The organism is Methylocystis rosea (assembly GCF_003855495.1).
GTDB lineage: Bacteria > Pseudomonadota > Alphaproteobacteria > Rhizobiales > Beijerinckiaceae > Methylocystis > Methylocystis rosea_A.
Genome location: NZ_CP034086.1, coordinates 3,360,823 through 3,374,757, shown reverse-complemented (window position 1 = coordinate 3,374,757; position 13,935 = coordinate 3,360,823). Strand labels below are relative to the sequence as shown.

The window sequence follows — 13,935 nt, the reverse complement described above, 5'->3', positions numbered from 1 at the left end:
TCATTCCTTCGGCGGGATGGATCGCAGCCAGACGAGGAGCGCGTCGAGATCATCGGGCGACATTTTCGAAAAATGCGCCTTGGAGAGCGTCGACATGGGCGGCTTCAGCAGCGCGCCGTCGCGCGCCACGCCCTGTGTGATCGCGCGCTTCAAGTCATCGTCCGACCAGGCGCCGACGCCCCTTGCCGGATGCGACGTGATGTTGGGGGCGACGACGACGCCGGCGGCGTTGCGGAAGGTCTTTCCGCCCGCGCCGAGACGATTTTGATAATCAGGCGCCCCGTCGATCTCCTCGCTGTGACACGACAGGCAGCGGGCGAGCGACGCGACATAGAGGCCGCGCGTGTTTTTATCGGCAAGAGACGCTTCATCGAAGGGGGCCGCCGCTCCGGGCATCGGGTGGGGCGTCCATTCGCCGCTTCGCTGCTGCGGCGACTGAAGCGGCGCGTGGATCGGCGTCGTTGAGCGCAGAAAGGCGATGATCGCTTCAAGATCGCTCGGCGTCAGCGGCTTATACGAGTCCGATGGCATGACGGGCGCAAGGCGACCATCCCGGCCGACGCCGTCGACGATCGCGGCGCGCAATTCTTCATCGGTCCATGCCCCGACGCCGGTCTCTCTATCTGGAGAGATGTTTGGACCCCGCACGACATAGGATTTGTCGGAAAATGTCTGCGCGCCGCCGCTCAAGCGACTGGAGAGATCGTAGCCGGCTGCGCCGCGGGGCGTATGGCAATTGTCACAGGCCGTCAGCGCTTCGACGAGATAGCGGCCGCGTTCGATATCGCCAGCATGGGCTGTAGGACCGATCAGGCAGAACGCGAGCAGAGCGACCGGCATAACCAGACAGGATGGCGGACCTTTGGCGCTCATCAAGCAGAGGCGTTGTTCTCGGATACGGCGCACTTAATGCAACCTTCTCTTTGCGTCCGGCGGTAATATTCCCTGACAATGCAGGAACATTTGGCAATGACGCCGCAGGCATCAGCGCCCGAGCGAAAGGTTCGAGCCGTCGAGGAGGGCATAGTCGAAACGTGCGCCGGTGACGATCGCCGCGTTGAAATTGGCGCCGGTAAGAACCGCATGGGTGAGATTGGCGCGCGTAAGGTCCGCCCCGTCAAAATTTGCGTCAGGGAGTTCGGCGCGCACGGGAACCATGCCCTGATTGGCCGGATCGGCGCCGAGATCCGCGCCGATCAGCTTCGCCTTGCGAAAGTTGACGCTTTTTCCGCCGCCGATGATGCGCGCATCCGAAAGGTCGGCATCGGCAAAACTGGCGCCATCGAGGATCGCGGCGTAAAGCGTCGCACCCTTCATCTGAGCGCCCGAGAGGTCGGCGCTCTGCAAATCGGCGCGCGTGAAATTCGCGCCCGACAAATCGGTCTTCGCCAGCTTCGCGCCCGCAAGCTTGGTGGAGAAGAAGTCTGCGCCATGCAGGTTAAGGCCGGAGAGATCGACGTCGGAAAGATCGAGATTTGAAAGATCGACCGGCTTACCCTGCGCTTCGGCGATTTTATGTTCGATCTCGGCGCGAGTCATCTCCGCAGCTAAGGCGCACAAGGGCGCGGCGACGAAAAGAAGCGCGCTCGCGACAAATAAAAGTTCGCGACCGACGCGCTTCAGATTGGGCGAACTCATCACGCGAATCCCCGGCATATGGCTCTGCAAAGGTATGTACGGCGGCCCAAAAGACGCAACAGGACAATATCCCGGGTGCGCGGGGAAACAGCGCCAGCCGTCGGCCGCGGCGCCGGCAGCACGTAGATCGCCTTGCGCTTTCGCGATAGGAATGGAGATGCAACGCGCACAACTTTTTTCCTCCGGTCTCGTCGTCGCTCTCTTGTTTCTAGCGGGCGCGCATTCGCCTGCCCTGGCGAGCGACGCTGAATTGCCAAAGCGCCGGCCGGGCCTATGGCGCATTTCGACGATCTCGCCGGAGATCGGGCTGCAGACCAATGACGTCTGCATCGAAGAGGGCGACAGCATCATCGGCGCCCAGGACGAAAGTTGCGCGAAGCCTTCTGTTACGCACGCGAGTAATCAGATCATCGTCACGATCGAATGCGGCGCGAAGGATGCGCGCGACGTCACGAGCCTCCTGTTCACCGGCGATTTCCAGAGTTGGTATCGCGCGCAGTCCAAGGCAACGGCGAAGGGGACTCGCTCAGGCTTCACGATCGACGCGAAGTTTCTGTCCGAACGCTGCACGAATTAGCCGCTCCAGACGATCCAGTCGGGACTGCGTCGCCGAAAGCCCTGCTCTGGCGTGCTGTTCGAAGATGAAGATGGGAGCTCGGTCTCTGAATATGACCAGCCGTCATCGGTCTTCGGGCAGTTCGACGATGAACGCGTAACTGAGGTCGGCCGATATCTCGACGCCGCGCTTGAAGCTGCATTGCTCCAAGCGGCCGACTAGGCAGCGCGAAATTCGCGCGCTGACGCAATTCCTGCATGTAGCATTACTCTTATCTACGTTCCTGCCCATCTCAGCGAGATCCACCAGGGGATGACGAACGTCCCTGATCGGGTGGAGTAGCGGGAGGCGTGCGCCGCTCGACTCGGTATTTGTCGTGCAAACCGGCGAGCGCGCGATTTACGTAAGTATGGAACTGCGTCGCTTTGTCGATCGGCACGGTGAAAACGGCGATCCCGAAACCTATCGCTGCGGCGATCAAAGCCGTAATGACGACAGAAACGAACCTCGACGCGATCGTCCGAACGATCCCGCGACGGGGAGCGGGATGGACTTCGAACCGGCTTTTGTATCCTTGACTGTCTCCTACAATCTCGGGGGCTTTTTGCTCATATACTTGCTCGTGGGCGTGCAAGATCGCTCCCGCCTCTCGCGGTTCAACCTCGGCCTGAACAAATTGCGGTTGTTCGGCCTCCTGCCAGTGCGCCTGACTCTGATCAGGAGCTGTGTCAGTCGAGGTCCCCAAAACGACCTGTTCCTGCTCTTCCTCTCGCCGGGCGCGCGCCGCGGCCTCGATGCGTTCAGATCGCCGGCGCTCTTCTTCACTTTGTTCCACAGCGGCGAGTCTTTGCTCCAGAGCCGCAAATCTTTTCTGCAGAGCAGCGATCGTCCATTCGCTGCGCAGCATCTCATTGTCACGCGGCGGCGCCCCGGCTGGCGCGAACGGAGCCGTATCAACCTGCTCTCTTCCACGACGATTTTCTTCTCCACGACGCTCTTCCTCCCTTTGTTTGAACGCGACGAGGGTCCAGTCGCTGAGAAGGGTCTTGCTCATCTTTCACTCCAGTCATTCGATGTTCGCATCAGACGCCTCGCGCGGCATTGTCAGTCTCGGAAAATCCCGTAGATGCTTTCAGTGTCTCAACGGTTCAAAAGCTAGGCTGAGACGATGCTTGGCGTTTGTAAAGCTCGACGCGCGAAGCCGAGCACGAGAACTCCTTCCCTGAAAATTAGGTCCTCACATAGGCAGAGCATCCCAATGTCGATCTTGTTTCAACCCGTGCGCATCGGCGAGATGGAATTGCCGAACCGCATCATCATGGCGCCTCTCACCCGCTGCCGAGCCAGCGAAGGGCGCGTCCCCAACGCGCTCATGAGGGATTATTATGTGCAGCGCGCTTCCGCTGGGCTCATCCTCACTGAAGCAACATCGATCATGCCGATGGGCGTCGGCTATCCCGACACCCGGGGATTTGGTCGGAGGCGCAGACCGAAGGATGGAGACGGATCACGGAGGCGGTACACGATGCTGGCGGACGGATCATGCTGCAGCTCTGGCATGTCGGCCGCGTCTCGCATCCCATCTACCTCAACGGCGCGCCTCCTGTCGGGCCGAGCGCGATCGCGACCGCCGGACATGTGAGCCTGTTGCGCCCCTACCAGCCCTATCCGATACCCCGCGCCCTGGCGCTTTCAGAGATCGCGGAAATCGTCGCGGCCTATCGGCGCGGCGCTGAAAAAGCCAAAGCGGCCGATTTCGACGGCGTCGAGTTCACGGCGCCAATGGCTATCTGCTCGACCAGTTTCTCCAGGACAGCGCAAACACGCGAACGGATCGCTATGGCGGCTCGGTCGAAAACCGCGCGCGCCTCATGCTTGAAGCGACCGACGCCGCTATCGCCGTCTGGGGGCCAGGCCGCGTCGGCATGCATCTGGCGCCGCGCGGCGATTCCCACTCGATGGGCGATTCCGACCCTGCGGCGACGTTCGGCTATGTCGCGCGGGAACTCGGCAAGCGCGGCGTCGCCTTCATCTGCGCCCGCGAACATGCGGGACCCGACGCGCTCGGGCGCGTTCTCAAGAAGGAATTCGGCGGCGCCTATATCGTTAACGAGGGCTATGATGCTCAAGCCGCCGAAGCCGCGATTTCCGCTGGCGACGCCGACGCGGCGGCTTTCGGCAAGCTATACATCGCCAACCCGGACCTGCCCGAGCGTCTTCGCAGGCATGCCCCGCTGAATGAACCCCAACCGGCGACCTTCTATACGAAGGGTCCGGTGGGGTACACGGACTATCCGGCCATGAGCGCTTCCCGATCACACGAAATCATGTGATCGATACGGAATCGGTCAAAATCAATGGCGCAGCAGGTTCTCATCGAAAAAGTCTGTCCACTTTTTCGTAAACCCGCTCTGGCGGCATGAGCGGAGTTCGCCCGCCCAGGGGATCTGTAAGGCTTTAGCTGGGAGGCTACCGGCGCGCCACTTTGGCGGGAAGAACGACGACTCGGGTTCCAGGGGTCGTTTTTTGGTAGAGATCCATCGCGTCCTGATTGATCATCCGGATGCAGCCAGACGACTGGCTCTTCCCGATGGTCCAGGGCTCATTCGTGCCGTGGATGCGAAAGAGCGTATCTCGATCCCCTTGCCAGAGATACATCGCGCGGGCTCCCAACGGATTGCCGGGACCGCCATGCATGCCAAGACCGCTTTGCAGCTCAACCAGCTGTTTTTTAAGGTCGGGCCTGCGTTCGATCATTTCCTTTGGCGGATACCAGTCGGGCCATTCCTGCTTGCTCTTGATCGTCGCTTCCCCTGACCAGGCGAAACCGTCGCGACCAACGCCGATGCCGTAGCGGGTCGCCCGGCCGCCCGCCTCGACGTAATAGAGATAGTGTCCGGCGGGATCGACCACGATCGTCCCAGGAGCTTCTCTGGTCGAGTAGGCGACGTTCGTGCGATGGAATGCTGCATCGACGAGGCCGGGTCTGACCGCTGGAACGATGAAGCCAGCGTCCTTCATCTCGCCGTAGAGATTGCCGCCCTGGACGGCGACGGCGTCGATGCGTCCCCCCGGCGCGGCAGGATCGCTGCGAGGCGTCGGCGCAACCGCGGAGGCGCTCAGCGTCGCAGGCGTTTGCGTGCTGGCGCATCCGGCAAGGCCGGCCCCAGCCGCTGCTGAGGCAAATATGATCAGGATTTGTTGGATTCTGGGAGGCATGGGGGATCACCGTCCTCGGCTGCGTCCCTTCAATATAGCTATATCCGCGCCGTTAACCAATTCGCCCGATAGGGATCGGCGCGGAGGATGGCGAGGTCGGAAGCGCAACATGGCTGCTAAATCGTGATCAGATTAGCTTACGCCTCCCTCATTCTCCAGGGCGTCAACGACTTGCCAAGTCTTCGGACCAACGATGCCGTCACTGTCTAGGTGATAATCGTGCTGCAACTTTTTGACCGCCGCTTCAGTCGTGGCGCCGAAGCGCCCGTCGACTCCGCCAGTGTTGAAACCGACAGCGCTCATTCGGCTCTGCAGACGACGAACGGGTAGGCCCGTCGAGCCGATCTTCAGCACGGGGTGGCTTTGATCAGCTTCGTCAATGTTGATCCACGTAACTCGGCCCACCACGCCATCAACCGCGATCTCCCGCGCCTGCTGAAACTTCTTAACGGCGCTCTCAGTTTTCGCCCCGAAGACTCCGTCAACGGGGCCTACATCGTATCCGAGAGATTTAAGGGCCTCTTGCAGGTCGCGCACGGCGGGATCATTAGATCCTTTCTTCAGTACTGGTTCTGCCATGGCATACCCTCCTGCCAAAAAAACATAAGTTAAATTGCGCTGCGGCCTCTCACCAATGATCGGTTTGGACCGACGCTAAAAAGAAAGCATGCCGCTCACCAGAGCCTGCCAAGTAACCGGACCGACAATTCCGTCCACTTTCACCGAAGGGATGTCGAGCGAAAGCGCTTGCTGAAAACCACGCACCGATGCGTCTGTCACGGGTCCGAAGATTCCATCGACTTGCGGTCCCTTGCTGGGATCGCCGGAGAGGTTGCGGAACTGAAATTCCTCCTGCACCCCCTTAACCGCGTCGCCTTGGCTTCCTTTTTTGACCTGCACGACAAGGGCCGCCCAAGTGGTTGGGCCGACAATCCCATCCGCCGTCAATCCCTGGCTTGCTTGAAATGCCTTTACCGCCGCGTCGGTTTGCGGACCGAACAGACCATCCACGACGGCGCTATGTCCGCGCGCCCTCAGCAGATATTGCAGTGTCTTGATGGGATGTTCGCTAGAGCCGGTCTTGACCACTGGCCAAGGGCTGATGCTGCCAGACATTTACGCCTCCCCGCAAATTCGTGGAATAAAAATTATGAGCCCTGCTTGAAGAGGGTCGCGATCGACTGAAGCCGCGCTCCGAATACGCGACATGAGCGGCGGTTAAAGTATAAGACCCGAGAGGCTCTCGAGCGTCGCGCCGGCTGCGCCGGCGGGAGCCATCCAGGTCCGCTCGTCCATGACGCCAGTGACCGGGAGCCCGGCGTTAGTCTGGTATTGACGGACGACGTTCTCGGTGGTGGGGCCGAAAATGCCGTCGATGGCGCCGGTGTAACCAAAGCCCGTCTTGAGCACGCCTTGCAGCTTGGCCACCACCGGCCCTAAGGATGCGGCCTGAAGCGTCGGCGACGCCTCGCGGTAGGGATGCACGTGGCTCCATGTGATCGGCCCGACGACGCCGTCTGCCGCCAGCCCGTTCGATTGCTGGAAGTCCTTCACGGCCTCTTCCGTGCGCGGTCCGAAGACGCCGTCTACGTTGTCGGGTCCCAAGACCTTGTTGCGCGCGAAGACTCGTTGAAGTCGCTTCACGTCATCTCCGGTATCGCCTAGTTTGATCGTCGCCGGCATGTCGAGTTTCCCTTCGTTCATCGGTCGCTCGCGTTTAGAAATCCTGCTCGATGAGCTTCCTCCACGTCAGCGGGCCGATGATGGCGTCCTTGGCGAGATGGGCCGCCGTTTGGAAGGCGAGCAGCGCCTGCTTGGTATTCGCGCCGGCGGTCCCGTCCAGAACCAGGGGCAGGATCGGACTGCCATCCTCGCCGACATCGCCGGCGGTGAGGAAGAGATTCAGCAACGCCTGCAGCGTCTTGATGTCGTCGCCCGCGACTGGCTGCAGTTCGGCCTTCCGGAGGTCGATGGTTTTCATATTTACTGCGACCTGCGTCATGATTTCGTAGTCCTCTCATTTGCACGCCGCTCGTGAGCCACTGACACATCTTAATTCGCTCAGCGCGGTTGTGATCATGCAAATTGATGACGATGCGCGGAAATCGGCTGACCCTGCTTCAGTTGCGACACGAACATTTCCGCATTCGGCGCCTTATTGGAGATGCGCCCGCGCTACTGTTCGTTGCCGCCGTGCTGCGGTTTCTATCGCCAGCGAAACAACAGAAGCCAGGCAGGGCATAGCAACAGCCTGCTGCCCGATCGCGATTTCCGCTGAGGGTCATTAGCGGTCGGATGCCGTCTGGAATGTCGACCCCAGCAGTCGCTTTCGAACATCAAACCCACGAAGAGAGCAAGCGATGCGTTTCGCTTCGTCGCGCCAACAAAGATTCACTGTGTGGAAGAGCGGGTTTCTTGCAAAATGGAAAATTCGGCGGCGTTTTCCAAAACGCGAGAAATGCGCAATCTTTCTTAAATAGTTGATTTAACACAGTATTCTGGTGCCCAGGGGCGGGATCGAACCACCGACACTGCGATTTTCAGTCGCATGCTCTACCAACTGAGCTACCTGGGCTCGCGCGAACGCGATGTGTCGGGCTTATAGAAAGCGCGCAACGACTTGTCCAGACCCGCTAGGGTGGCGAGACCGTCCCGCGATCATGTAGCGCGACAAAACAAATGGCCTCCGGCGACAGATCAAATGGCCACGCCCCAGAGGGGCTAAGACCCTCCACGAGCGAATTCCGCTCCGGAAAAGGCATGCGGATAAAAGCCCGGTGGCAAGGCTCTGGGCAGATGGCGAAAGCCGGGCGCTTGCTGCTCCCCGAGCGCTATTTTACTTTGATCCTCAAGGCTCAGAATTCTTGCGACGTGCCCGGAACCTCGCAATCTGCTCCATCGCCTTGAGGGCGGGCGGATTGGCCTGGCCCAGCGGAACGACAGGCGGATCGTCAAGGTTCAAGGCGCAGCTATCGGGGTCGTTCTCACCGATCGTCCACGCAGGGCGAACGACGAGATCAGCCTTTTCCAGGCCAGAGCCGAGAATTTCGGAAGGACCGGCCTCGAGGCTCGGAATATACGTGGGGACAAGCTTGTAGCGACCTTTTCGTTGGAATTCGCTCACGAAAAGGTCGAGGTTGCGGGAGTCTTTTGGCGTCATGACGTTAACGCGCGAGACGAAGCCAACGATGTTGTTCCGTGCAGTCGATCTAACCCTATCCATGTTCGGGCCGACTATGACGGCGTAGGCCGCTGGATTCGAAATATTTATTCCGGTGATGATCGCGATACGAAGCTTGTTGTCCGTGTCACGGTCGCCGAAACGCTCGCGCCAGGCGCGGAAGATAGCAACCGCAGGGTCTCGTTCTGCGAAAGCGAGGCCAAGAACCGGGATCATATCCGTGGTGGGTGCGCACATGTAAAACACCGCCCGCCATTTTGCAGCGTCCCATTTACGGGCATCGATGGGGCTGACGATCCGGTAATCGGAATGGCGCGTTCTCTCTGGGCTGAAGAGATGCTCCGGAGGAGGGCCGACGGCGGGTTTTAATGGCGCATGCAAAGCTTCCGCTTCAACAAGCGAGGGCGTCCAGGCTGTCGTGCGAGAGATTTCGATCTCCGCATCATCGGCTTCGTATCTGTCGTCGAGCGACAGCCGCTTTGCATTGCCGAAGAGGTCGCCCAGCATGATTGGGATGTTGGAGAAAGTGATCGAGCGAGAAAAGCCGCTTTCACTTCCAAGAACGGTGTCGCCCCAAAGTTCGGCATCGGCCGGAACTGCGAACGTAAGAAAGAGCCGTAGCACGGCGTCTTGCAGCCAGCGCGGAAACCCTTCTGCCTCTTCGCGAGTGACGTAGCTCAAAGACGGTCGGTGCGTGACAACGGCGATCGTCGAGCCATTTTCCTCAGCGAACTCAAGGTGCGGTGTGAGAGCCGCGTCTGCTTTCGATTGAACGCGGATAGCGAGACTGTCGAGTTGCGGAATCACACGGAAATTGAGGCTGGTCGCCAGCAACGATTCGAGTGCCCCAAGAAGCGCCTCGGCGATGGCCAGTGAGGTCAGGGCGTTCTCACACTCTGCTGCAATATCGCAGCCAAGGACACGGGAGCGCAGCAAGACAGTGTCATTGAGCATGTGGTCCGGCTTCGGAAGTTCTGCCGAATGTCGGGCTGCTGCCATAAGGTCGAAGACCTTCACGATGCCTGCGGGCGTTTCTTCATCAGGGATCGCAGCTTGCGCGCGGAGTGCATCTTCGCCGCCCATGAGGAACAAAAGCGTGTTGCTGACCTGTGGCAGCCCTAATCTGTCGAGAGCGGCCGGAAATTTCCTCAAGCGGAGCAAGTCTCCGAAGTCGGTCGCAATCATCATGGCCGCAAGGCGGTCGCCCTGTGCGATGCGGCAGTTCTCGGCGAACGTGATCTGCTCTTGCGTTCGCGACCGGGCATTGCGAACGATGACGCCCAGCTCGTAAGCCCAAAGCGCATATGGTACGCGACCTAGCTGCAATTCGCATTCGAACCACTGGCTCAGCAGAGAGGGGTCGATATCATCGAGGCTACCGGACTGTTTGAACCTGCGGAAATTATTCGCCACTGCCGCGAGCGCGTAAGTGCGCGCAGCCCAGTATAGGCCCGAACTCATGTATGCGAAGCTGCAACCGCGAAGAGCGTGGACGAGCTCATCTTCGTATTCGGCCTTTAGCAGCAGCCCGACTGCGCGGCCGTATAAGCGGATAGCTTCGTAGTGCAGACCTTTATTTAGCTTTTGGTGTGCCCGCTCGGTGTTGAGCTTGGCGGCCGTGCCTTCCTTTTTGCGCTCAGCCAATGCCACTGTGAGGGATTCGTATAGCGAGTCGAACGTTTCACTTTCGGGGACAAATTCGCCGATTTGCATCAGACAATTGGCAATAGATTCGAAGGGGAAAGTGCCGAGGCCGCGGGACTGCTCGATGACCGACGTAAATTCGGTCCAGATTGCATCGAGCGTGCCCGCATCACACCCCGCGCGGATTGTGGAAATACGGATCAGCAGGAGCAGCGCGTGCGCGTGAAGCGCATTGTTGGGGCGTGAAGTGTTGCCTTTGGCGGATTCAAGGGACTGAACGAGGGCTGCGCTACGCACAGCAATCGCGGCGGCTTCGGGCGTCAGCATGTCATCCCGCACGGCGCCGACGAGCAGCGGCAAGAGGTTGCTCAAACGCTCGAGATCGTTGGCGTCTTGCGAGCGGATGGCGAGCTTTTCGACCTGGTCGTAAAGCTCGCTGAGCTTCTGCGCGTCGTCGAACCAGAAGTAGGATGTCCAAGCCCATTCGTAGATTGCCGCAAGCCGGTGCGTCGAAAGCTCATGCTGTCGGGCGATACTGACGGCGCGTTCGAAACGCCCATCCACCTCGAAGCGGGGCTTCTCCAAGCCCCTGGCGAGTTTGGCAGTCCGCAACGCGTCATCGGCTAGAGCAGGTGCCCGTCCCTCATAGGCCGCGTTGTCGGCGATCAGTTTTTCGAGCCCGTCAAGTTCGGTCTGCCTTTTGTGATCGCGCGGCCCAATCACAGTCGCCTCGAACTGCTTGCCGACGCCCAAGCACTTCTGCGCTATATCGAGGCAGCCATGGTCGAATACGCGCTCTAGTATCCACGTCCGGTCCATGATGGTGACCGGCACGCCGTACTCCTTCGTCAGAGCGTCCTGAACCTCTGCAGACTGGCGTGCGGACACATATTGGTTAGTGATGAAATATACGCGCTGGTACCCGCGACCGGTGCCGACGATTTCCCTTACGTCTGAGCGGACCTTGCTGCGCCACTCCCGCTTCGCGCTAAACGCGAACGCCCATCGCTCACTAGCCGCCAATTTGTCGGGAGAAAACCATCGCTCAGCGATTTCCGGAGACACGGGATAGGTCTCAGAATCCGTCTTGCCGTCGCCGCCGCCGGTGGGCCCTGTTTGTGGCCGCAGGTTCGGGGCGATAAATTTTTCAGCGAGCCGGACCGCGAACTTCTCGAAAACGTATTCGGCCTTCTGATTGGTCAACGTGTCGAGATGATGGGACAAAACCTCCTGCGTCAGCGCGATCTCGGTCGTTCGCTCGGAGTCGGAGAAAAGGTAAGGCCGCCGGGCACGCATGTAGCGCGACGGCGGATAGCCCTCGCTCGAATTATTTCCAGAATCCGGGTCTTCGTAGGTCATTCCCAAATCTAGTTTGGCAATCCGAAACTCGAAATGCGCGCGTTTATTTTTCCACCTTTCGGCCGACGAAGCGAACTCAGATAGCCGAACGCCGCATGTGGGGACTATTTACGCTTAGTGCAAGTCGATGCTGGGATCGGGTCGGGGACCGGAATGCCAGTCATTCCTGGACCTACTTGCGATAGGGCCGCCCACGACGAGCATGATGCGCGCGACCTGCAGGCCCTCGGCGTCGTAGAGCGTCTAGTCATCGGGGCAGACCTCGCGCTCCCCGCCAAGCAGCGAAAGGCTTGTTCGGCGCCAGCGCGACTCGCTCACAATCCCCTCACGATGATCTCGGCCGCCCTCTTCGCACCCGATCCCCCCGCGGCCGTGTAGGTCAGCTCAGCCCTGTCGATCCGCCCTCCGGTCTCGCGGTAGATGGCGCGCGTCTCCTTACTGTCGTTCATGGTCAGCACGAAGCGCCCTTTTATGCCCCTTAAAATCGCCGCCAAGGCCTCGTGATCGGCGCGAGGGAATGGCGCCCGATAGTAGCCCTCGGTCCCGTAGTAGGGTGGGTCGACATAGAACAGCGTTTCCGGCCGGTCCCAACGCGCGATGAACTCGCGCCAATCAAGACAGTCGATCGTCACGCCGCCAAGCCGCTCATGGACCGCCTCCAGCACGCCGCCGAGCCTATTGAGATCGAAGCGCGCCGGCCCATGAGTGTCCATGCCGAAGCTCTTGCCCCGCACCTTTCCCCCGAAAGTGAGTTTCTGCAGATAAAGAAACCGCGCCGCCCGCTCCAAATCAGTGAGGAGTTCCGGCGGCTGCTCGGCCAGGCGCTCAAAGTCGGAGCGGCTCGCGACCTGCCATTTGAGCGTGTCCATAAACTGCTGGTAGTGGCGCTGCAGGATACGGAAAAAATTCGCGACGTCGCGGTCAGCGTCATTGATCGTTTCGACCCGCGCGGCCTTCCGTCGCCGGAAGAACACGCCGCCCATGCCGACGAAGGGCTCGGCGTAGACCCTATGCGGCGTCGCCTCGATAAGGGCGCAGAGACGCTTCGCCAGCTGCTTTTTCCCGCCAATCCAGCCGGCCGCCGGGGAGACGGGCGCGACCTCACGCCAATCACTTAGATCGTCCATTGTTCGTTAATCCCGAGTCCGCATCCTCCCCTTGGCGGGGAGCGTTATCGGTTGGTTGCGCTGCGCGGGACTTGATTTGCCGTCTGGACCCGCGTCCGGGGCGACCCGGCCCCGCTAAGAGAATTCTAAATCGACCGGCGTCCCCGGCTTGTGCCACGCGCATAAACCAGACCTGTAGCTCCCTCGCTCACCCGTTCTTCCCCTTCTCGTCGTCGCCCGCCTTCACATGCACCGTGGTGTAAAAGCCGCCCGCCGACTCCCAGACTTTTTCGACGCTTTCGGCCTTCCAGCGGCCGTCGATCGGCTTGCCGAAGCCCGAAACATTGACCGGCGCCTCGGCGTGCGCGTGCGGAAGGCCGGGGCTGTCGAAGCGCCCGCTCCCCGTGGCGTTTCCCATTTCATAGGCTTCCGACTCGGCTGCCTTCTTCGCCTCGTCCTCGCTGCGAAACGGGTGCGGCATGGCGTGCAGCGGTCCCTTACGGCCGGTCTTGTGCTTCGCGACCTTCCGCTTGCCCGCCTTTTCGTCGTGCCAGCTGGCGGCGACATCGCCCACCTCCGGGCGCGGCTCGATCTCGATCTCATAGGCGAAGCCTTTGCGCCGCATGATCTCGATCGGCGTGAGGTTCTTGCCAGAGGCGCTCTTGCCAGCGCCGCGCTTCACCGCGATCAGCTTGCCGCCCGCGGGCTTGCAGATCGCGCCCACTTCCTCCGAAAGCTCGGTTGCAAAATCGATATGCGACTGGTTCCAGCGCAGCCGATAGGGCACTTTGATCTTGGCGACCTCGGAGTCGACCTGGGCCTCGAGCCCCGCCTGCTTGGCGACGTCCTCGATGATGTCGCCATAGGTCTTGTCGTCATAGTGTTTCGAGGCGTGGGCTTTCAGCTTGTCGACATAGTCGGCCGCCCGCAGCACGATTGTGATCCGGTCTCCCTCTTCCGGAGCTGGATCGCCGCTGCAGACGATTTTCTGCACGCTGAACTCGCCCTGCATCACTGGGCCTTCGTCCTCCCAGCCGCCGAGAATCGAGAATTTTTCGCCACGACCGGGAAGGCCGAATTTCGAGGGCGGGCCGACGCAGATGATTTCCGCTTCGTCGCTCTCGTCGCCGGCCTGCTCCGTCACCTTGCAGGAAAGCCAAAGACCCGAGAGACCGGGAAGGATATTCCGTCCCGAGCTGTTGTTGATGATGAGGATCGGCTTGCGCCACATG

At 60.5% G+C, this 13,935-nt stretch carries 12 protein-coding genes, 1 tRNA gene and 1 pseudogene; 2 read left to right on the top strand and 12 right to left on the bottom strand.

The window, feature by feature from the left end:
* On the bottom strand, nt 1-873 hold the full coding sequence (locus EHO51_RS16415; protein WP_245434636.1) for a c-type cytochrome: 873 nt from the start codon (nt 871-873) through the stop codon (nt 1-3).
* Between the two features lie 111 nt (nt 874-984).
* The gene (locus EHO51_RS16410) at nt 985-1,638 is read right to left on the bottom strand and encodes a pentapeptide repeat-containing protein (protein WP_124739777.1); all 654 of its coding nucleotides are present in this window, start codon (nt 1,636-1,638) and stop codon (nt 985-987) included.
* A gap of 157 nt (nt 1,639-1,795) precedes the next feature.
* On the opposite strand from EHO51_RS16410, the gene EHO51_RS16405 reads away from it, so the two are divergent.
* On the top strand, nt 1,796-2,215 hold the full coding sequence (locus EHO51_RS16405) for a DUF3617 domain-containing protein (RefSeq protein WP_124739776.1): 420 nt from the start codon (nt 1,796-1,798) through the stop codon (nt 2,213-2,215).
* Between the two features lie 271 nt (nt 2,216-2,486).
* Here EHO51_RS16405 and EHO51_RS16400 read toward each other — a convergent pair whose 3' ends face one another.
* Nucleotides 2,487-3,248 carry a hypothetical protein gene (locus EHO51_RS16400; RefSeq protein WP_124739775.1) on the bottom strand — a complete coding sequence of 254 codons (762 nt, stop codon included), beginning with the start codon at nt 3,246-3,248 and terminating at the stop codon, nt 2,487-2,489.
* Nucleotides 3,249-3,452: 204 nt separating this feature from the next.
* Here EHO51_RS16400 and EHO51_RS16395 point away from each other — a divergent pair.
* A pseudogene (locus EHO51_RS16395) lies at nt 3,453-4,527 on the top strand (alkene reductase).
* Between the two features lie 136 nt (nt 4,528-4,663).
* Here EHO51_RS16395 and EHO51_RS16390 read toward each other — a convergent pair.
* The 9 genes from EHO51_RS16390 to EHO51_RS16350 form a co-directional block, all read right to left on the bottom strand.
* Nucleotides 4,664-5,413 (bottom strand): L,D-transpeptidase, encoded by a 750-nt coding sequence (locus tag EHO51_RS16390; protein ID WP_124739774.1) that lies wholly within the window; start codon nt 5,411-5,413, stop codon nt 4,664-4,666.
* Between the two features lie 132 nt (nt 5,414-5,545).
* Nucleotides 5,546-5,992 (bottom strand): peptidoglycan-binding domain-containing protein, encoded by a 447-nt coding sequence (locus tag EHO51_RS16385; protein ID WP_124739773.1) that lies wholly within the window; start codon nt 5,990-5,992, stop codon nt 5,546-5,548.
* Nucleotides 5,993-6,067: 75 nt separating this feature from the next.
* Nucleotides 6,068-6,529 carry a peptidoglycan-binding domain-containing protein gene (locus tag EHO51_RS16380; protein ID WP_164479420.1) on the bottom strand — a complete coding sequence of 154 codons (462 nt, stop codon included), beginning with the start codon at nt 6,527-6,529 and terminating at the stop codon, nt 6,068-6,070.
* 102 nt (nt 6,530-6,631) lie between these two features.
* Entirely contained in the window at nt 6,632-7,117 is a 486-nt protein-coding gene (locus EHO51_RS16375) for a peptidoglycan-binding domain-containing protein (RefSeq protein ID WP_124739772.1), read from the bottom strand.
* Between the two features lie 13 nt (nt 7,118-7,130).
* Nucleotides 7,131-7,415, bottom strand: a complete 285-nt coding sequence (locus EHO51_RS16370) for a peptidoglycan-binding domain-containing protein (RefSeq protein WP_124739771.1) — start codon at nt 7,413-7,415, stop codon at nt 7,131-7,133.
* A 497-nt stretch (nt 7,416-7,912) separates the two neighbouring features.
* Nucleotides 7,913-7,988, bottom strand: a tRNA-Phe gene (locus tag EHO51_RS16365).
* 273 nt (nt 7,989-8,261) lie between these two features.
* Nucleotides 8,262-11,597 carry a hypothetical protein gene (locus EHO51_RS16360; protein WP_124739770.1) on the bottom strand — a complete coding sequence of 1,112 codons (3,336 nt, stop codon included), beginning with the start codon at nt 11,595-11,597 and terminating at the stop codon, nt 8,262-8,264.
* A gap of 314 nt (nt 11,598-11,911) precedes the next feature.
* Nucleotides 11,912-12,724: a DNA adenine methylase gene (locus EHO51_RS16355; protein WP_124739769.1), complete on the bottom strand. Its 813-nt coding sequence runs from the start codon at nt 12,722-12,724 to the stop codon at nt 11,912-11,914.
* 187 nt (nt 12,725-12,911) lie between these two features.
* Nucleotides 12,912-13,934, bottom strand: coding sequence for a phage late control D family protein (locus EHO51_RS16350; protein ID WP_124739768.1), 1,023 nt, complete (start codon nt 13,932-13,934; stop codon nt 12,912-12,914).
* Between the last annotated feature and the right edge of the window lies 1 nt (nt 13,935).

Bases quoted from the DNA above. Each gene is read 5' to 3' on its own strand.
- EHO51_RS16415 (WP_245434636.1), bottom strand. From the start codon at position 873: ATGAGCGCCAAAGGTCCGCCATCCTGTCTGGTTATGCCGGTCGCTCTG.
- EHO51_RS16410 (WP_124739777.1), bottom strand. From the start codon at position 1,638: ATGAGTTCGCCCAATCTGAAGCGCGTCGGTCGCGAACTTTTATTTGTC.
- EHO51_RS16405 (WP_124739776.1), top strand. From the start codon at position 1,796: ATGCAACGCGCACAACTTTTTTCCTCCGGTCTCGTCGTCGCTCTCTTG.
- EHO51_RS16400 (WP_124739775.1), bottom strand. From the start codon at position 3,248: ATGAGCAAGACCCTTCTCAGCGACTGGACCCTCGTCGCGTTCAAACAA.
- EHO51_RS16390 (WP_124739774.1), bottom strand. From the start codon at position 5,413: ATGCCTCCCAGAATCCAACAAATCCTGATCATATTTGCCTCAGCAGCG.
- EHO51_RS16385 (WP_124739773.1), bottom strand. From the start codon at position 5,992: ATGGCAGAACCAGTACTGAAGAAAGGATCTAATGATCCCGCCGTGCGC.
- EHO51_RS16380 (WP_164479420.1), bottom strand. From the start codon at position 6,529: ATGTCTGGCAGCATCAGCCCTTGGCCAGTGGTCAAGACCGGCTCTAGC.
- EHO51_RS16375 (WP_124739772.1), bottom strand. From the start codon at position 7,117: ATGAACGAAGGGAAACTCGACATGCCGGCGACGATCAAACTAGGCGAT.
- EHO51_RS16370 (WP_124739771.1), bottom strand. From the start codon at position 7,415: ATGACGCAGGTCGCAGTAAATATGAAAACCATCGACCTCCGGAAGGCC.
- EHO51_RS16360 (WP_124739770.1), bottom strand. From the start codon at position 11,597: ATGACCTACGAAGACCCGGATTCTGGAAATAATTCGAGCGAGGGCTAT.
- EHO51_RS16355 (WP_124739769.1), bottom strand. From the start codon at position 12,724: ATGGACGATCTAAGTGATTGGCGTGAGGTCGCGCCCGTCTCCCCGGCG.
- EHO51_RS16350 (WP_124739768.1), bottom strand. From the start codon at position 13,934: ATGTGGCGCAAGCCGATCCTCATCATCAACAACAGCTCGGGACGGAAT.